At 63.5% G+C, this 18,710-nt stretch carries 19 protein-coding genes; 18 read left to right on the forward strand and 1 reads right to left on the reverse strand.

From position 1 onward, the window contains the following. Nucleotides 1-165 precede the first annotated feature (165 nt). Together ACFSUD_RS06375 and ACFSUD_RS06380 are read left to right on the forward strand one after the other, a co-directional pair. Nucleotides 166-870: a CoA transferase subunit A gene (locus ACFSUD_RS06375; RefSeq protein ID WP_386372537.1), complete on the forward strand. Its 705-nt coding sequence runs from the start codon at nt 166-168 to the stop codon at nt 868-870. Next, nucleotides 870-1,493, forward strand: a complete 624-nt coding sequence (locus tag ACFSUD_RS06380; RefSeq protein ID WP_386372539.1) for a CoA transferase subunit B — start codon at nt 870-872, stop codon at nt 1,491-1,493. Before ACFSUD_RS06375 ends, ACFSUD_RS06380 begins: the two co-directional genes overlap by 1 nt. A 68-nt stretch (nt 1,494-1,561) precedes the next feature. Here ACFSUD_RS06380 and ACFSUD_RS06385 read toward each other — a convergent pair whose 3' ends face one another. Next, a complete protein-coding gene (locus ACFSUD_RS06385; RefSeq protein WP_386372541.1) occupies nt 1,562-2,371 on the reverse strand; it encodes a lytic transglycosylase domain-containing protein in 810 nt (269 codons plus the stop codon). Between the two features lie 361 nt (nt 2,372-2,732). On the opposite strand from ACFSUD_RS06385, the gene ACFSUD_RS06390 reads away from it, so the two are divergent. The 16 genes from ACFSUD_RS06390 to ACFSUD_RS06465 all read left to right on the forward strand — a co-directional run bounded on the left by ACFSUD_RS06390 (nt 2,733) and on the right by ACFSUD_RS06465 (nt 18,638). Beyond that, nucleotides 2,733-2,918 carry a Flp family type IVb pilin gene (locus ACFSUD_RS06390; protein WP_386372543.1) on the forward strand — a complete coding sequence of 62 codons (186 nt, stop codon included), beginning with the start codon at nt 2,733-2,735 and terminating at the stop codon, nt 2,916-2,918. A gap of 120 nt (nt 2,919-3,038) precedes the next feature. Next, entirely contained in the window at nt 3,039-3,224 is a 186-nt protein-coding gene (locus ACFSUD_RS06395; protein ID WP_386372545.1) for a hypothetical protein, read from the forward strand. Nucleotides 3,225-3,353: 129 nt separating this feature from the next. After that, entirely contained in the window at nt 3,354-4,211 is an 858-nt protein-coding gene (gene cpaB / locus ACFSUD_RS06400; RefSeq protein ID WP_386372547.1) for a Flp pilus assembly protein CpaB, read from the forward strand. Between the two features lie 192 nt (nt 4,212-4,403). After that, nucleotides 4,404-5,840 carry a type II and III secretion system protein family protein gene (locus ACFSUD_RS06405; protein ID WP_386372548.1) on the forward strand — a complete coding sequence of 479 codons (1,437 nt, stop codon included), beginning with the start codon at nt 4,404-4,406 and terminating at the stop codon, nt 5,838-5,840. Further along, nucleotides 5,827-6,519: an OmpA family protein gene (locus ACFSUD_RS06410; RefSeq protein WP_386372603.1), complete on the forward strand. Its 693-nt coding sequence runs from the start codon at nt 5,827-5,829 to the stop codon at nt 6,517-6,519. Before ACFSUD_RS06405 ends, ACFSUD_RS06410 begins: the two co-directional genes overlap by 14 nt. Before the next feature lie 304 nt (nt 6,520-6,823). Continuing rightward, nucleotides 6,824-8,065, forward strand: a complete 1,242-nt coding sequence (locus ACFSUD_RS06415; RefSeq protein WP_386372550.1) for an AAA family ATPase — start codon at nt 6,824-6,826, stop codon at nt 8,063-8,065. A gap of 24 nt (nt 8,066-8,089) precedes the next feature. Then, complete coding sequence (locus ACFSUD_RS06420; RefSeq protein ID WP_386372552.1) at nt 8,090-9,550, forward strand: CpaF family protein; 1,461 nt, start codon at nt 8,090-8,092, stop codon at nt 9,548-9,550. Between the two features lie 11 nt (nt 9,551-9,561). Beyond that, the gene (locus tag ACFSUD_RS06425) at nt 9,562-10,524 is read left to right on the forward strand and encodes a type II secretion system F family protein (protein ID WP_386372554.1); all 963 of its coding nucleotides are present in this window, start codon (nt 9,562-9,564) and stop codon (nt 10,522-10,524) included. An 11-nt stretch (nt 10,525-10,535) separates the two neighbouring features. Further along, a complete protein-coding gene (locus ACFSUD_RS06430; protein WP_386372556.1) occupies nt 10,536-11,516 on the forward strand; it encodes a type II secretion system F family protein in 981 nt (326 codons plus the stop codon). A 32-nt stretch (nt 11,517-11,548) separates the two neighbouring features. Next, nucleotides 11,549-12,100: a tetratricopeptide repeat protein gene (locus ACFSUD_RS06435; protein WP_386372558.1), complete on the forward strand. Its 552-nt coding sequence runs from the start codon at nt 11,549-11,551 to the stop codon at nt 12,098-12,100. Nucleotides 12,101-12,128: 28 nt separating this feature from the next. Continuing rightward, the gene (locus ACFSUD_RS06440; protein WP_386372560.1) at nt 12,129-12,983 is read left to right on the forward strand and encodes a tetratricopeptide repeat protein; all 855 of its coding nucleotides are present in this window, start codon (nt 12,129-12,131) and stop codon (nt 12,981-12,983) included. A 4-nt stretch (nt 12,984-12,987) separates the two neighbouring features. Beyond that, nucleotides 12,988-13,482, forward strand: a complete 495-nt coding sequence (locus tag ACFSUD_RS06445; protein WP_386372562.1) for a prepilin peptidase — start codon at nt 12,988-12,990, stop codon at nt 13,480-13,482. A 70-nt stretch (nt 13,483-13,552) separates the two neighbouring features. After that, the gene (locus ACFSUD_RS06450; RefSeq protein WP_386372564.1) at nt 13,553-14,860 is read left to right on the forward strand and encodes an ATPase; all 1,308 of its coding nucleotides are present in this window, start codon (nt 13,553-13,555) and stop codon (nt 14,858-14,860) included. A 90-nt stretch (nt 14,861-14,950) separates the two neighbouring features. Continuing rightward, nucleotides 14,951-17,383, forward strand: a complete 2,433-nt coding sequence (locus tag ACFSUD_RS06455; RefSeq protein ID WP_386372565.1) for a ligase-associated DNA damage response DEXH box helicase — start codon at nt 14,951-14,953, stop codon at nt 17,381-17,383. Nucleotides 17,384-17,541: 158 nt separating this feature from the next. Next, nucleotides 17,542-18,204 carry a ligase-associated DNA damage response endonuclease PdeM gene (gene pdeM, locus ACFSUD_RS06460; protein ID WP_386372567.1) on the forward strand — a complete coding sequence of 221 codons (663 nt, stop codon included), beginning with the start codon at nt 17,542-17,544 and terminating at the stop codon, nt 18,202-18,204. A gap of 8 nt (nt 18,205-18,212) precedes the next feature. Continuing rightward, nucleotides 18,213-18,638 carry a PaaI family thioesterase gene (locus ACFSUD_RS06465; protein WP_386372569.1) on the forward strand — a complete coding sequence of 142 codons (426 nt, stop codon included), beginning with the start codon at nt 18,213-18,215 and terminating at the stop codon, nt 18,636-18,638. The last annotated feature ends 72 nt before the right edge of the window (nt 18,639-18,710 follow it).

An 18,710-nucleotide genomic window follows, 5' to 3' on the forward strand; every position in this document is an offset into this window, starting at 1 on the left:
GGCCGGTGCGGGAGCGCCCCATCGCCTGTCCTTTCCGCGCCATCTCTCACTGCCATGTCGGATCCGGCGCGCCGCGCTTCGGATTTGACACTCATTCTCCCTCACGGCATACCGATCAGGGACCATGCAAGGACCTGATGAGGTCGGCGTCGGAAAGGGAACAGAATGAAGAAAGTCTATGATTCAGCGGCACAGGCGCTGGATGGCGTGCTGTCTGACGGCATGTTGATCGCGGCCGGGGGCTTCGGTCTCTGCGGGATACCGGAACTGCTGTTGCAGGCGATCAAGGAAGCCGGGACCAAGAACCTCACATTTGCCTCCAATAACGCCGGTGTGGATGATTTCGGCATCGGGATCCTGCTGCAATCCAGACAGGTGAAGAAAATGATTTCGTCCTATGTGGGCGAGAATGCCGAATTCATGCGCCAGTATCTTTCCGGCGAGCTGGAACTGGAATTCAATCCCCAAGGCACGCTGGCAGAGCGCATGCGCGCCGGCGGCTGCGGCATCCCGGGGTTCTATACCAAGACCGGTGTCGGCACCCAGATCGCCGAGGGCAAAGAGGTCAAGCAGTTCGATGGCGAGGATTACATTCTGGAGCGCGGCATCTTCGCCGATCTTTCCATCGTCAAGGCCTGGAAGGCGGATGACACCGGCAACCTGATTTTCCGCAAGACGGCGCGCAACTTCAACCCGCCCGCCGCCATGTGCGGCAAGATCTGCATTGCCGAGGTCGAGGAGATCGTGCCGCGCGGCTCGCTCGATCCGGATCACATTCATCTGCCCGGCATCTATGTGCATCGCATCATCCAGGGCGAGCACGAGAAACGCATCGAACAGCGCACGACGCGCAAGCGGGAGGACGTATAATGCCCTGGGATCGCAATCAGATGGCGGCACGGGCCGCGCAGGAACTCGAAGACGGCATGTATGTGAACCTCGGCATCGGCATTCCGACGCTGGTGGCCAATTACGTCGGTGACAAGGACATCACGCTGCAATCCGAAAACGGCATGCTGGGCATGGGCCCCTTCCCGTTCGAGGGCGAGGAAGACCCGGATCTGATCAATGCCGGCAAGCAGACCATCACCGAATTGAGCCGCACCGCCTATTTCGACAGCGCCACGTCCTTCGGGATGATCCGGGGCGGCAAGATCGCGGCGGCGATCCTGGGCGCCATGGAAGTGGCCGAGAATGGCGACCTGGCGAACTGGATGATTCCGGGCAAACTCGTCAAGGGCATGGGCGGCGCCATGGATCTGGTCGCCGGTGTGGGCCGGGTGATCGTGGTGATGGACCACACCAACAAGCATGGTGACAGCAAGGTGCTGAAAGAATGTACCCTGCCGCTGACCGGCAAGGGTGTTGTGGACCGGATCATCACCAATCTCGGGGTGCTCGATGTGGTCGAGGGCGGTTTGCGGATCGTCGAGACCGCCGATGGCGTCAGCGAGGACGAGCTGCGCGCGGCGACCGAGGCGACGATCGTTTAGGCAATTTTGCTCGGGAGCGGCGGCGCGGCTGCCGCTCCCTTCAGCTCATTGCGCTGATGCATCCGATCTCAGTTCAATGCCGCGAACACACAACCATCGCTGATCAGTTCGGGGGGGGTCTTGCACAGCCCCTTGGCGACCTGGAAGGCCGCCAGCACCTTGGGCACGTAATCGCGGGTCTCGGGATAGGGCGGCACACCGGCATGTTTGCGCACCGCGCCCTCGCCCGCATTGTACCCGGCCAGCACCAATATCGGATCGCGGTCGAACTCCCCCATCAGCCAGTCGAGATATTTCACCCCCCCTGCGATGTTCTGCGGCGCCGCGAGGGAATCGCCGACCCCGAACCGTGCGGCGGTTGCGGGCATCAACTGCATCAGGCCCTGTGCCCCGGCGGTGCTGATCGCATCGGACCGGCCCGCGGATTCCACCGTGATCACCGCCAGCACCAGCGCCGGGGAAACCTCGGTGCCGATGGTCGAGCGCAGGATGTCGATGCCGTTGAGCCGCGCGATGTCCTGCATCTGCTGCAACCGCGGCGCGGGCACCTTGGCCGTCGCACCGGCAAGGATCTGCATCGCCCTGTCGAGCCGCCCCGGCCCCGAGCGCGCCGCATCGGGCGAAACCTCCTCCCAGAACCAGTCGAAACTTCCCCCCGAACGCGGCGCTATCGCCCCTGACGGCGTGGCCAGGGCGGCGGGGACCGCGCGTACCTGGGCGGCCGGATCGATCTGCACCAGAGGTTGCTTGGCCGCGCCGGGCGCGGGCGGCTTGATACGTTTGGCGCTGAACTCGGGAAAAGGCGCGGGTGTGTCGGCCTGCCCCGCCCCGGCAGCCAGAAGCCCCGCGAGAAGCGAGAATCTCAGAATCGGATACATGCCTGCCTGCTTTTTGTTATCGGCTCGATACGCGGAATCATCCCATGATTCTGCTGCCCGGGCCAGAAAATCGGGCAAGGATCATGGCGATTGTGCCGCAATCTGTTGTTTTGAGGCTGCATTATCGCGGTATCGGCGGGCTGTAGTCGGCGTTTGCGCCTTGTATTCAATGCCACGCGGGCGCGTTTCTCAGGAAAGGCGTAGAAGCCGCAAATGTCACATTTCCCGCCAAATTCGCGCCGCAATCGGAGGCCTATATAGGGTCATACCAAGTCGGACAGGCACCGGAGAGTGAGAGCAAGGGGCCGAACGGATGACAGGGTTGAGATTAACAACTGAATGATCCTTGGAGGGACATGACATGATGAACTTTATCAAGAACTTCCGCAACGACGAAGACGGTGCCGTAACAGTTGACTGGGTCGTGCTGACCGCTGCTGTAGTGGGTCTGGCGGTTGTGGCTTTCGGCGCGATCAAAGAAAAGGCCGACCTGCTGACTACTCAAATCGCCGAAGACATCGAGAGCCAAGAGCGCACAGATCCGTAAACGATCTAAATGTCGGTCGCCCTTAGAGCCGACTTTACACAACAAGGGACTACTTCCTGAATCAGGACGTGGTCCCAATCCTCGCCGAGAGAAGGCATCGTCCCTTTGAGAGAAAAATCTATGCGCCGTTTTCTCAAATTTTTCGCCCGTAGCCAGAATGGCGCGATGACCGTGGACTGGATCGTCCTGACAGCTGCTGCCGTAGCGTTGCCCCTGCTGACCCTCAGCTTCTTAGAAGATACAACAGTCGCTATGTTAAAAGAGCTAGGCGATACACTTGTTGTGCGTTTCGCATCTCGAGACTGACCAGCGTCTGACGCGGGCCAATCATTTGGTTCGTCACCCTGCGAACCAACTATTGTCATAATCCGCAACTAGGATGGTGTTGCGTCAAAGCTGGGTTCAGCCCCGCTTTCATAGCAAAGAGGTGAACTTATGCGCGCCGTATTCGGACTGGTCCTCATGCTTGGCATCGCCCTTGCCGGTGGCGCTGTTTATCTGACCAAGGATCGCATCGCCCAATATCAACACGCCCACGCCCAGGCCCAGGCGGCATTGGCCAAGGTCGTCCCAACGAAACCTGTCTATGTCGCCACCAAATCACTCCAATACGGCCAGCCGCTGACGGCCGAAGATGTGCGCGCGGTAAACTGGCCGGAAGACGCAATTCCGGAAGGGTCTTTCCACGAAGAATCCGTCCTGTTCCCCGAGAACAGCGATGAGCTGCGCGTCGTCCTGCGCGCCATCGAGAAGGACGAGGCGATCATGGCTGTCAAGGTGACCGAACCGGGCGAGGAGTCCGGCCTTACCTCACGGCTTGAACGCGGCATGCGTGCGTTTACCATCAAGGTCGATGTCTCCAGCGGCGTTTCCGGTTTCCTGCGTCCCGGCGATCACGTGGATGTCTATTGGACCGGTCGGGTCAATTTCGCCGGGCAGGGCTCCAATGGCGATGTAACCAAGCTGATCGAGGCTGCGGTCAAACTGATCGCGGTGGACCAATCGGCGAATGCGCGGATGGGTGAGGCGGTCATCGCCCGCACCGTCACCGTCGCCGTCAGCCCGGCGCAGGTTGCCGCATTGGCGCAGGCGCAATCGACCGGGCGGCTTTCGCTGGCTCTGGTCGGGGTCGGGGATGATACGATCGCGGATGCCATCGAGGTGGATCAGCGCAGCCTGCTTGGCATCGCCGCGCAGGAAGCCAAGGTCGAGGCGCCGCGCGAGAAGGTCTGTACCATCCGCACGCGGCGCGGGGCCGAGGTGGCGGAACTGCCGATCCCCTGCACCAATTGAGGCGACACTGACATTCACGACGGCGGCGCCACTCCAGGGGGGGGCGCCGCCGTTTCGTTATGTTGCCGATTGCCCACATGAACTCTGCCGCCGAACCGGTCGATTATTGCAATAAAAGCCAATCTCGCCCACACTCGCCGAAACGTTGGGCAGCAAGACCCATTCCGAGGCGTGATCAAAAAGGCAGGTCACATGAAAATCGACAGATTTCTGAAGGCGGGCCTGTTGAGTCTGGCGCTCTGCGCCGCTCCCCTGGCACTCGGCTTTCCCGCTTCGGTTGCGGCCGATACGCTGCGCGTGGTCAAACGCGGGACCAATGCGACGCTGAAGGTGCCGATGAACCGTGCCGTGGTGGTGGAGAGCGACATTCCCTTCGCCGAGCTCAGCATTGCCAATCCGGGCATCGCCGATATCTCGTCGCTCTCGGATCGCACGATCTATGTGCTCGGGAAATCACCCGGGTTGACGACGCTGACCCTGTTCGATGCTGCCGGGCAATTGATCACCAACGTGGATGTGCGGGTCGCCGCGGATGTGTCCGAGTTCAAGGAACGGCTGCGCCAGATCCTGCCGGGAGAGCGGATCGAGGTGCGCACCGCCAATGACGGCATCGTGCTTTCCGGTATCGTCTCCTCCACCCAGCGGCTGCAGCGTGCGCTCGATCTGGCGGAGCGCTATGCGCCGGAGCGGGTGTCCAACCTGATGAGCGTCGGCGGGATCCAGCAGGTGATGCTGAAGGTCCGCTTTGCCGAGATGCAGCGCAACGTGTCGAAATCGCTGAGTTCCTCGCTGGCGCTCAACGGGGCGATCAACGGCACCGGGATCAACGGCGGCACCGGCACCACCAACACGTCTGGCGGCGTAGCCGGGTCGATGGCCGGGACCATTCCGGCGGGCAATGCCAATGCCGGGGCGGTGCTTTTCGGGTTCAACGCCGGGTCCACGCAGGTCGGATTGTTGCTGGAGGCGCTCGAGCAGAAGGGTGTCGTGCGCTTCCTGGCCGAGCCGAACCTCGTGGCGCTTTCCGGGCAGGAAGCGAAATTCCTTGCCGGGGGTGAATATCCGGTGCCGGTGGCGCAGACCGGTGACCGGATCTCGGTCGAGTTCAAGCCCTTTGGCGTCGAGCTCGCCTTCGTGCCGCGGGTGGTCGACAAGGACCTGATCAATCTCGAGATGAAAGCCGCGGTCTCGGCGATCGATCCGAGCAATTCCCTGTCGGTCGGCAACGGGATCGAGATCGCGGCCTTCACAAGGCGCGAGACCGCGACAACCGTCGAGATGCACGATGGCGAGAGCTTCGCCATCGCCGGGCTGCTGACCGATGATTTTACCGATAATTCGACGCAACTGCCGTGGATCGGCGATGTGCCGGTGCTTGGCGCGCTGTTCCGTTCCGCCAATTATCGGCGCAACCAGACCGAGCTGGTGATCATCATCACCGCGCATCTGGTGACCCCGACGCAGGGCGAGGCGCTGGCCCTGCCGACCGACCGGATCCGCCCGCCGACCGAGAAGGACCTGTTCCTGTTCGGTCGCACTTCCGCAGGCACGCGCACCCCGTCGAAGGGTGCTGCCGGGGAAGTGGCGAAGCAGGATTTCGGCGGCTCCTATGGTTATGTATTGGACTGACAGGATGAAGATCAGGATCGCCAGCAAACTCGGCATCGCCGGGCTGACCGCCGCCAGCGTCCTGCTGTCGGCCTGTGCGCCGAGCCATGACCCTGTCCTGACCCAGTTCCACCGCGAGGCCGGGGCGCTCCCCGATGCCGACGTGTTCGGGAACGCGACGCTGCATAATCGCCAGATCATGACCGGCGAGAAGGGATATACGCTCGATCTTGCCAATCGTTTCGCCAGCGAGGTCACATCGGTTGTGACCTTCGCCTTCAATTCCGCAAGGCTCGACCCGACAGCTCAGGCTGTCCTGCGCCAGCAGGCTGACTGGATCCGGCAATTCCCCGAGATCCGCTTCCGGGTCTATGGCCATACCGATCTGGTGGGCTCGACCGGCTACAACCGCGCGCTCGGCCTGCGCCGTGCTAATGCGGTAGTAGGCTACCTGTCGCAACTGGGAATCAGCCGCAGCCGACTCGAAGCGGTCGTATCCTTCGGCGAGACCCAACCGCTGATCGTCACCCAGGGACGCGAGCGGCGCAACCGGCGGACGGTGACCGAGGTCAGCGGTTTCGTGAAGGGGCATCGCAGCGTTCTGGACGGCAAATATGCGCAGGTCATCTACCGCGAATATATCGCCAGCGCGGTACCGCCGAGCGCGTTGTCCTCATCGGAAACCGCGGGCGGCGAATAGACCGCTCGCCAAGACCGGTCGCTGCGCGCCTCCCGCGTTGCGCCCCGGCGGGCCGGTTTCGTACGGTGCGCCCCTGCCCGGCGGCGGTGTTGATCAATGCGCCGCGATCCGCGCCATCGTTTCACGAAACCCTACAATCGAAGCTTTTTGGCCCCAATCTCGCCGCACTTGGCTGTGATAGCTGTTGCAAGATGACATTTCTGTCTGCCCCCAGCGACGCAGACGGGTGGTCGCAGTGAAGCCGAGCGGTCCGCAGCGACGCGGCTCTCTCCTGCCCGCCCCGGACATGAAGGAAGATACGGCCATGAGCAGTACCATGCCACATTCTGATACGCCGCCGATCGTCGCCTGCACGGTCAGCCGCGACGTGCAGAATTTCGACCTGCTGATCGAGGACATGGAGGCCGAGCTCGGCGAGAGCTGGGGCGATCTCGGATTTGCCGAGGCGCTGGCCTTCTTCGGGCAGGAAGATGCGGCCTCGCTCGAATTCATCGCTCTGGCGATGGATCAAAGCGATGAGGCCAACCTGATCCTGATGGGCGAGATCATCGCCCAGGCCAAGGCCCGCGACATCAAGGTGATCCTGATCGCGGAGGATGTGACCCCGGCGGCGCTGCATTCGCTGCTGCGCCAGGGCGCCGATGAATTCGTCCCCTATCCGCTGCCTGAGGGGGAGCTCGGCCGGGCCATCGCGCGGCTGCGCAGCTCTGGGGTGCCGGTCGCGGAGGGGACGGAGATCGCCGCGCCGCAGCTCAAGGCCGGCGCGCAGAAGGATGGCGCGCTGATCGTGGTACACGGGCTTGCCGGGGGCACCGGGGCGACCACCATGGCGGTCAATCTCGCCTGGGAGCTGGCCTGCGCAGACAAAAAAGGCCAGCCCTCGGTCTGCCTGCTCGATCTCGACCTGCAATTCGGCGCCGTGGCGACCTTCCTCGACCTGCCGCGCCGCGAAGCGGTGTTTGAGATGCTGTCGGATACGGAAAGCATGGACGAGGAAATATTCGGCCAGTCATTGCTGACCTATCGCGACAAGCTGCAGGTCCTGACCGCCCCGGCCGACATGCTGCCGCTCGATCTGATCGGGTCGGAAGATGTCGAACGGATCCTGACCATGGCGCGGGACCAGTTCGACTATGTCATCGTCGACATGCCTTCGACCCTGGTGCAATGGTCCGAAACGGTGCTGTCCAACGCCCATATCTATTTCGCCATGCTCGAGCTCGACATGCGCTCGGCGCAGAATGCCCTGCGGTTCAAACGGGCGCTGCAATCGGAGGAACTGCCGGTCGAGAAGCTGCGCTACGTGCTGAACCGGGCACCGAAATTCACCGATCTCAGTGCCAAGAGCCGGGTCAAGAGGATGGCGGAATCGCTGAGCATTTCGATGGACGTACAACTCCCCGACGGCGGCAAGGCGATCACCCAGGCCAATGACCATGGCGAACCGTTGGCCCTCTCCGCGCCCAAGAGCCCGCTGCGGCGCGAGATCGCCAAGCTGGCGGCCTCCATTCACGACCTCAAGGGCGACCGGGCCGAAGCGGCCTGAAACCGCGGATCGAAAGTGCGTTAAATGTTTTCCAGGTACAAGAAGAATGGCACCGCGCCGGGCGCCGCTAAGCCGGTCAAGACCGCCAAGGCACAACCGGCGCCCGAGGCCCCTGCCCCGGCCGCCCCCGCGGCTCCGGCGCCCGCGACCTCGATGCGACGCGCCAGCAAACCCGCTGCCCCCGCGCCGGTCGACAAGGAGGTCAAGCGCAAGCAGCGGCTGAGCGAGATCAAGCTCGAACTGCACCGCGCGCTGCTCGACAATCTCAATCTCGCAGCACTCGAACATGCGACAGAGGCGGATCTGCGCCAGGAAATCAACGCGATCACGGTAGAGGTTCTCGAAGAGAAGAGCATCGTGCTCAATCGCGAGGACCGCACGACGCTGACCTCCGAACTCTATGACGAGGTCACCGGGCTCGGTCCGCTGGAGACATTGCTGAAGGACGACAGTGTCAACGATATCCTGGTCAACGGACCGCAACAGGTCTTCGTCGAACGGGACGGACGGCTCGAGCTGAGCGACGTCACCTTCAAGGACGAGAAGCACCTGCTGCGGATCATCGACAAGATCGTCAGCGCCGTGGGCCGCCGGGTCGACGAGAGCAATCCCTATGTCGATGCGCGACTGAAGGACGGTTCGCGTTTCAACGCCATGGTGCCGCCCATCGCGGTTGACGGCTCGCTGGTCTCGATCCGCAAGTTCAAGAAGGACAAGCTGGGGATCGACGATCTCGTCGCCTTTGGCGCCTTCTCCGAGGAAATGGCCGCCTATCTTCAGGCGGCGGTGGCGACACGGCTCAACATCATCGTCTCGGGCGGTACGGGCTCGGGCAAGACCACGACGCTGAACGCCCTGTCGAGCTTCATCGACAATGCCGAACGCATCCTGACCATCGAGGATACCGCGGAACTGCAGCTACAACAGACCCATGTGGGCCGCATGGAAAGCCGCCCGCCCAACGTCGAGGGCAAGGGCGAGGTTTCCCCGCGCGACTGTCTGAAAAACGCGCTGCGGATGCGCCCGGACCGGATCATCGTCGGGGAGACCCGCGGCGAGGAGGTCATCGACATGTTGCAGGCGATGAACACCGGCCATGACGGGTCGATGACCACGATCCACGCCAACTCTGCCCGCGACGGGATCAGCCGTCTGGAAAACATGATCGCCATGGCCGGGATCGAGATGCCGCTGAAGGCGGTGCGCAGCCAGATTTCTTCGGCGGTGAACCTCATTGTGCAGGCTTCGCGTCTGCAGGACGGCTCGCGCCGCATGACCTCGATCACCGAGATAACCGGCATGGAGGGCGAGGTGATCTCGATGCAGGAGATCTTCCGCTACCAGCGCGTCGGCCTCACGCCCGAGAACAAGATCATCGGCCATTTCACCGCCACCGGCGTGCGCAGCCACTTCTCCGAACGGTTCCGCATGTGGGGCTATGACCTGCCCGCCTCGATCTACGAACCCGTCATCGCCGCCCAGTAAGGAGCCGTCCCATGAGCGCCGAACCCATTATCTACGGCCTGATCTTCGTCGGCGTTCTGGTGCTGGTCGAAGGTCTCTACCTTGTCGCCTTCGGCAAGTCGATCAGCCTCAATTCCCGCGTCAACCGACGTCTGGAAATGCTCGAGAGGGGCACCCGTCGTCAAGAGGTGCTGGAGAAGCTGCGCAAGGAGATGCAGCAGCATATGAGCGCGCGCTCGATCCCGCTCTATTCGCTGCTGTCGGAGAAGGCGCAGAAGGCGGCGATCGCCTTCACCCCGCAACAGCTGATCATGATCATGGCCGCGGTCTCGGCCTTCGCCTTCATGGCGCTGACCGTCGGCACCGAGACCGAGACCCCGGTGCGCCTGCTGCTTAGCGTCGGGATCGGCGTCGGCGGCGTCTATTTCTGGATCGCCCACAAGGCCGGCAAACGGATGGCGATGATCGAGGAGCAATTGCCCGATGCGGTCGAGCTGATGGTGCGTTCGCTGCGCGTCGGGCATCCCTTCTCCAACGCGATCTCCATCGTCTCCAAGGAAATCCAGGATCCGCTGGCCTCGGAATTCGGGGTGATCGCCGATGAGAGCGCCTATGGCCGGGACATCGGCGAGGCGCTCAAGGACATGGCCGAGCGGCTCGACATGCAGGATCTGCGCTTCCTCGCCGTGGCGGTGACGATCCAGCAGCAATCGGGTGGCAACCTGGCGGAGATCCTCGCGGGTCTCGCCAAGGTGATCCGCGCCCGTTTCCGCCTGTTCCGCCGGGTCAAGGCAATCACGGCGGAGGCGAAATGGTCCGGCAAATTCCTCTCCGCCTTCCCGATCGTGGCGCTGATCGTGATCAATGTCAGCGACCCGCATTATTATGACGAGGTGCGCGATCACGCGCTGTTCATCCCGGCATGTTTCGCGGTGGGCATCTTCCTGGCGCTGAACCTCCTGGTGATGCGCATTCTCACCAACATCAAAGTGTAAGGCAGGGTTGCATGGACTTTCTCGCAGGGCTGAACGCAATCATCAGCGACATCCTGGGCCCGATGGGCCTGATCATCATCGTCGGCGTGCTGGGCGTGGTGCTCGTGGCGCTGACACTCGTGCTGATGCTGCGCCAGCCCGAGGATCCGCTGGCCAAGCTCAAACGCGCCGCCGCGAGCCCGACCGGTGTCGACCGCCGCGCCCAGCTGCGCCAGAGCGACCGCAACGAGCAATTGCAGAAATTCGCCAAGTTCCTCGAACCCGAGGATGTCGCCGAGCTGAGCGCGATTCAACTGCGGCTGCGCCAGGCCGGGTATCAGTCGCGCGACGCGGTGCGGCTCTATTACTTCGCCCAGTTCGCGCTCGGTCTCGGCGGGTTGCTCGCGGGGGTTGTCTATGTGAATTTTCTCGGCGGTGGCGAAGGGCTCGGCACCCAGAAGATGATGATGTATACCGTCGGCCCCGGTGCCATCGGATATTACCTGCCGAAATACTGGGTCACGAGGCGTGTCGAGACCCGCAAGGAGGAGATCACCCGCGGCTTCCCCGACGCGCTCGACATGATGCTGGTCTGCGTCGAGGCGGGCCAGTCGCTCGATCAATGCATCGTCCGCGTCGCCCGCGAGTTGCGCGCCTCCTACAAGGCTCTCTCGGAGGAATTCGAGATCGTCGCCTATGAGATGAAGGCCGGCAAGGACAAGATCACCGTGCTGCATGACATGGGCGAACGCTGCGGCGTGCAGGATGTCTCCTCCTTCGTCACCGTGCTGGTGCAATCCGCGGCCTTCGGTACCTCCATCGCCGATGCGCTGCGGGTCTATGCCGAAGAGATGCGCGACAAGCGGGTGATGCGCGCCGAAGAGGCGGCAAACAAGTTGCCAACCAAGATGACCCTCGCCACAATGATGCTGACCGTGCCGCCGCTGCTGATCATCCTGGTCGGCCCCTCGGTGCACGGGATCACGCAATTGGGCAATATGAGCGGGCCGTGAAGCAACAAGAACGACCAGCCGGGCGCAAGGTCATGCCCCCGTTCCCCCTTTTTCTCTGCATCGCGCTGGCCGCCTGTTCCCCGGGCGGCCAGGCGCCCTCCGGGGGCCGGGTTTTCGCCCCCGGTGTCAATCAGCGCAAGGCGGCCGAGGACGGCATCGAAGTGGGCCACAGGCTCATCCGCGCCGGGCAGCATGAACTGGCGATCAAGGCGTTCAACCGCGCCGCGCTGGCGCAGGGCATGAACGGTGAGATCCTGTCGGGCCTCGGTTCCGCCAATCTCGGTCTCGGTCGGCTCGGTCAGGCGGAGCTGCTGCTGCGCCGCGCGGTGCGGGACGAAACCGTCGAACCCGAAGTCTGGAACAATCTCGGCGTGGTGCTGATGGAATGCGGCAAGACCGCCGAGGCGCAGCAGATCTTCCGCAAGGCCTATGCGCTGGACGATGGCGAAAGTGACGCAATCCGGGACAATCTGCGCCTGGCTCTCGCAAAAAACGAAAAATCTGCTATCACCGAGGACAATGACGACGAGTACCGGTTGGTGCGGCGCGGTGCCGGAGATTACCTGATCCGCCCGACGCCCTGACCGGAGCCGAGCAGCAAAAGGACGCGAAATGCGCCACCCCCTTCTTCTGGCCGCCTGTCTTGCGGGCGCCACCGCACTGGCAGGATGCGGCGAGAAAGACGCCAATGCGACCGTCGAGCGGGCCTTCAAGGACGTCAACGTCGTGGACGAGAGCAATCTCAACGACGTGATGCTGACCGTGGCGGACCCCAACGAGGCGGTGAGCTATTTCTCCCGCGCGCTCAAGGAAAACCCCGAACGTATCGATCACCAACGCGGTCTCGCCCTGTCCCTCGTCCGTGCCAAGCGTCACGCCGAGGGTGCCAGCGCCTGGGCCGCCACCACAAGGATGCCCGGCGCCGAGCCCGATGATAACGTGCAATATGCCGATGCGCTGATCCGGGCCGGGAACTGGGCCAAGGCGGAGGCGGTGCTCGACGCCGTGCCGCCGACCCATGAGACCTTTGACCGCTACCGGCTCGAGGCGATTGTCGCCGACAGCAAGGAGGAATGGCAAAGGGCCGACAGTTTTTATGAAACCGCCGTCGGGCTGACCACCAGACCGGCGGGCGTGCTCAACAACTGGGGCTATTCCAAACTGACCCGCGGCGCCTATCCGGATGCGGAGCGGCTGTTCTCCGACGCGATCCGCCAGGATGCGACGCTGTTCACCGCCAAGAACAATCTGGTGATGGCCCGGGGCGCGCAGCGAGACTACACCCTGCCGGTGATCCCCATGGACCAGACCGAACGCGCGCAATTGCTGCACACGCTGGCCCTGACGGCGATCAAGCAGGGCGATGTCGAGACCGGCAAGGGCCTGCTGCGCGACGCGATCGAGACCCATCCCCAGCATTTCGAAGCCGCCGTGCGCTCGCTGCGCGCGCTCGAGGCCAGCGGCTGAAAGCATGGCCATCACCGCAACATCGGCGCTGTACTTCCTGCCCTTCGTGCTGCCGCTCTGCTTCTACGTCGCCTTCACCGACATGGCGCGGATGAAGATCACCAACCAGGCGGTGATCGCCCTGGCGCTTGTGTTCCTGCTGATCGGGCCGCTGGTGCTGCCTTTCGATACCTTTCTATGGCGGCTTTGCGCGCTGGTATTGGTGCTGCTCCTCGGCATCCTGCTCAACGCAGTCGGCGCCATCGGGGCCGGCGATGCGAAATTCTGCGCCGCCGCCGCGCCCTTTGTCGCGCCCGGCGATCTGCGGCTGCTGCTCGCGCTCTTCATGGCGGTGCTTCTGGCGGCGGTGCTCACCCATCGTGTCGTCAGGGCCACTGCCCTGCGCCGTCTGGCCCCGGAATGGCAGAGCTGGCATGAGCCGCGCAAATTCCCCATGGGCCTCGCCCTCGGCGCGACACTGGCGCTCTATCTCGTCTTCGGCGCGCTGCAGGGAGCCTGATTCACGCCATATTCAGCTGCTAAATGACAAGCTCGTCAGGAATCGCCCCGTCACCGCAAGGATCTGCTGAATGAACATGCAGCCCAACAGCGTCATCGCCCCGCCACCGCCAAAACGGCTCGAAGACATGCGCCTGCCGCTGGTGATGATGCGAGACATCCTGCTGAAGACGATCTTTCGCAAGAACATCGACCTGGTCAGCGAGCTGGCCGGCGCGATCTGCCTGCCGATCCCGGTCACCCAGGAGCTGGTCGACATGGCCCGCGAACAGCGCCTGATCGAAGCGACCGGCACGCTCAGCGCCACGTCCGGCAACGAAATGGGCTATCAGCTCACCGATCTGGGCAAGGCACGCGCGCTCGATGCGCTGGCGCAATCGGAATATTTCGGCGCGATGCCGGTGCCGCTGGAGAACTACCGCGAACAGGTCGCGCGCCAGTCGATCCGCAACATCCAGATCAGCCGCGCCCAGCTGACCGAAGCGATGGGCCATCTGGTGCTCCCAGACAGCCTGCTCGACCACCTCGGCCCCGCGGTCTCTGCGGGGCGTTCAATCCTGATGTACGGCCCGCCGGGCAACGGAAAATCCTCGATCTCCAATGGCATCCGCGACGCGCTCGGCGATCGCGTCTATGTGCCGCGCGCCATCGAATATGCCTCGCAGGTGATCACCCTCTACGATCCGATCGTGCATACCGCCATCGCCGACGCGGCCCAGGACCCGAAAGCCCTGCGCCGCGTCACCCGCTATGATTCGCGCTATGTCTGTTGCGAACGCCCGACTGTGATCACCGGCGGGGAGCTCTCCCTGTCGATGCTCGATCTCGTCTACAATCCCACCGCGCGCACTTACCAGGCGCCGTTGCAGCTCAAATCCACCGGCGGCATCTTCATCGTCGACGACCTCGGCCGTCAGGCCGAACCGCCGCAAAGCCTCGTCAACCGCTGGATCGTGCCGCTGGAGGAAAGCAAGGATATCCTGGCGCTGCAATCGGGCGAGAAATTCGAAGTGCCCTTCGATACGCTGGTGATCTTCTCCACCAACTTCCACCCCAACGAGATTTTCGATCAGGCCGCCCTGCGGCGGATCTTCTTCAAGATCAAGATCGACGGACCCGATCAGGAGAACTTCCTGAAGATTTTCGCCATGGTCGCCCGAAAACGCGGCATGGCCCTGGACGAAGCGGCGCTGGTGCATCTGCTGAAGGCCAAATATCCGACGATCGACAATGTCTATGCCAATTACCAGCCGGTTTTCCTCATCGATCAGATGATCGCGATTTGCGATTTCGAGGGCATCCCCTACCGGATGAGCGCGGCGCTGATCGACCGCGCCTGGGCCAATATGTTCGTGCGCGACGAAGCCATCGCGCGGTAGCGGCTTCACCCTTTGACAAATACTCCGGGGGAATCGCGCCGTGGCGCGATGGGGGCTGGCCCCCCGATTCTTCGGAGCTACATCCGCCCCATGCAGCATCTGCCCGAGAAATTCGCCGACTGGTTCGCCACCAAGGGCTGGTCGATCCATCCCCACCAGCAAGCGATGCTGGACCGGGCCGACGCCCCGGCACTTTTGCTCATCGCCCCGACCGGCGGGGGCAAGACGCTCTCCGGCTTCCTGCCGAGCCTGATCGATCTGGCGAAGGGTGAGCATCAGGGCATGCACACGCTCTACATCTCGCCGCTGAAGGCGCTGGCCGCCGATATCCAGCGCAACCTGGCCACGCCGGTGGCGGAAATGGCACTCCCCGTCACCATCGATTCGCGCACCGGCGACACCCCTGCCAGCCGTCGCCGCCGCCAGCGCGCCGATCCGCCGCATATCTTCTTGACGACACCGGAGAGCCTCGCGCTGCTCATAAGCTACGAAGACGCCCCGCGCATGTTCGCCGGGCTGAAACGGGTAGTGATCGACGAGATCCATGCGCTGGCGGAATCGAAGCGGGGCGACCAGATGATGCTGGCGCTGGCGCGGCTGCAACGAATCTGCCCCGGTCTCAAACGCGTCGGTCTCTCCGCCACGGTCGAGGACCCGGCCGCCATCGCCCATCTCATGGCCCGTCACCCCGATCCCTGCGAAGTGCTGCTGGCCGATCCCGGCCCGCCACCGGACATAAGGATGCTGCGCACCGAGGAAGCCCCGCCTTGGTCGGGGGGCGGTGCCGCCTATGCGATCCCGGCGGTGCTCGAACAGATCCGCCGACACAAGACAACGCTGATCTTTCACAACACCCGCGCCCAGGCCGAGATCTTCTTTCACAATCTCTGGCTCGCCAACGAGGACAGCCTGCCGATCGGCATCCATCACGGCTCACTGGATCGCGTGCAGCGCGAACGCGTCGAGGCGGCCATGGTGCGCGGCGAGCTGCGGGCCATCGTCTGCACCGGCTCGCTCGATCTCGGCATCGACTGGGGCGATGTCGACCTGGTGATCCAGATCGGCGCCCCGAAGAACGTCAAACGCCTAGTGCAGCGGATCGGCCGCGCCAACCACCGCTACAACGCGCCGTCAAAAGCGATGCTGGTCCCGGCCAACCGGTTCGAAGTGGTGGAATGCATCGCCGCGCTCGAAGCCGTCCTTGCCGGAGAGCTCGACGGCGAGCCCCGTGGGCCCGGCCCCCGCGACGTGCTCTGCCAGCATATCCTGATCGCCGCCTGCGCGGGGCCTTTCGATGCCGATGCCCTCTTCGCGGAATTCACCTCCGCCGGAGCCTATGCGGCGCTCACCCGCCCCGAATTCGACGCCTGCCTCGATTTCTGCGCCACCGGCGGCTACGCCCTGCGCGCCTATGACCAATGGCAAAGGCTGATCCGACGCCCTGACGGCAGCTGGCAATTGCGCGATCCCCGGGCGGCACAACGCATCCGCATGAACATCGGCACCATACAGGATACCGACACGCTCAAGGTCCGGATGAAGCGCAACCGCGGCGGCAAGCCGCTCGGCGAGATCGAGGAAGGCTTCGCCGCCACGCTCAGCAAGGGCGACACCTTCCTGATCGGCGGACAGATCGTCCGCTACGAGGGGCTGCGCGAATTGATCGTGGAAGTCTCCCGCGACGCTGCCAGAAAGCCCCGGATCGCCACCTTCATGGGCACCAAATTCGCCACTTCGACACAGCTCTCCGCCCGGGTCCAGCGCATGTTCACCCAGGACGCCTGGCCCGACCTGCCGCAGCACACCGCCGAATGGCTGCATCTGCAGCGCGAGTTCAGCCAATTGCCGCAGCCGGGTCGGCTGCTGGTCGAAAGCTTCGCCCATGACGGGCGGGAACAGACGGTGATCTACGGCTTCGCGGGCCGCAACGGACAGCAGACCCTGGGCCTGCTGCTTTCCAACCGCATGGAAGCACTCGGCCTGCATCCGCTCGGTTTCGTCGCCACTGATTACGCGACGCTGATCTGGGGTCTCGATGCGCTCGAGGATCCGGCGCCGCTGTTCGACCTCACCGCCCTGCGCGAGGGCCTCGACAGCTGGCTGGCAGGCAATGCGGTGATGAAACGTACCTTCAGAGCATCCGCCACCATTGCCGGGCTGATCGAGCGCAACACGCCACGCGCGCGCAAATCCGGACGCCAGGCCACTTTCAGCTCGGACATCCTCTATGACACGCTGCTGCGCTACGACCCTGATCACCTGATGCTGCAGATCACCCGCGAGGAAGCCCTGCGCGGATTGGTGGATTTCGGGCGCGTCGAGGAAATGATCGGCCGCATCGAAGACCGCATCGACCACCGCCGCCTGCCCCGCGTCTCCCCGCTGGCAGCGCCGCTGTTCCTGGAAATGGGACGTGTCCCGGTCAACGGGGCCGCCGAGGAGCGTCTGCTGGCCGAGGAATCTGCCCGGCTGATGGAGCAATCCGGTCTCGCCGGGCTGACACAGCCGCCCGCCCTGCCCTGACGTTCCCCCTTGAGGAAAGCGAAGCGCCGTGAGTATTTGTGAAAGGGTGAAGCGAAGTCCAATGCTTCACCCTTTTACAAATACTCACTGCATGACCTTGCTTCCATCCACCGCTCTGTCCACTTGCCATCACCGGCCAAATCCGTGATGAACAAAATATGAACGGCTTCGACTTCCCCTTTTGTAATGCAAGGCTCACCGCACTCGGTTCGGGTGCGCTCTGGTGGCCCGAACAGGCGCTTCTCTGCGTCAGCGATCTGCATCTGGGAAAATCCGAACGCCACGCCCGGCGCGGCGGCGCGGCACTGCCGCCCTATGAGACACGCGACACCCTGACCCGGCTCGCCGCGGATCTCGCGCGGGTTCCGGCGCGGACAGTCGTCTGTCTTGGCGACAGTTTCGATGATGGCGGCGCGGCCCTGGCGCTGCCGGAGGCCGAAAAGCTCTGGATCGCGCAATTGCAGGCGGGGCGGCACTGGATCTGGATCGTCGGCAATCATGATCCGGCTCCGGTCGATATCGGCGGCACGAATCTTGCGGAGTTCCGTCAGGGGGGGCTGGTTTTCCGGCATATCGCGCAGGCAGACGCATGTGGCGAGGTCTCGGGTCATTACCATCCGAAAGCCGCGATCAACCTGCGCGGCCGCAGCATATCGCGTCCGGCCTTCCTGCTCGACAGCGCGCGGTTGATCCTGCCCGCCTATGGCACCTATACGGGCGGACTGCGCAGTCGCGCCAAGGTTCTCTGCAGCCTGATGCGTGCTGATGCGCATGCCATCCTGACCGGCGCGCGGCCCGTCGCAATCCCCATGCCGCGATAGGAGTTCCGATGGAACAAGACGCCTTCACCCGCATATATCGCAGTTTCGCAGCACAGAGCATGATGGAGACGCTCGGCGCGAAGTTGAGCGAGGTCCGATCCGGTCAGGTCCGCATCACCGCTCCGATCCTGCCCGGCAGCCGGCAACAGCAGGGTTTCGGTCATGCCGGGCTGACCTTCTCCATCGGCGACAGCGCGGCGGGTTACGCCGCTCTCACCACGATGCCGCTCGACATGGATGTCGTGACTGCCGAGATCAAGATCAACCTTCTGGCACCGGCCAGGGGCGACCTGCTGATCGCCACCGGCAGGGTGATCAAGCCGGGCCGACGGCTCTGCGTCGTCAGCGCCGAGGTTCACGCCGTTACGGCAGGCGATCAGGTGCTAATCGCTCTCTTGCAGGGTACGATGGTGCCGGTGCCGGACAAGCTCTAACAGGGTGCTGATTTAGTCGCTGATCCGGAACGCTATCCCTTCAACGGCGCCGGTTCGGGTGATCTTCTCACT

Source organism: Sulfitobacter aestuarii (genome assembly GCF_042685005.1).
GTDB lineage: Bacteria > Pseudomonadota > Alphaproteobacteria > Rhodobacterales > Rhodobacteraceae > Sulfitobacter > Sulfitobacter aestuarii.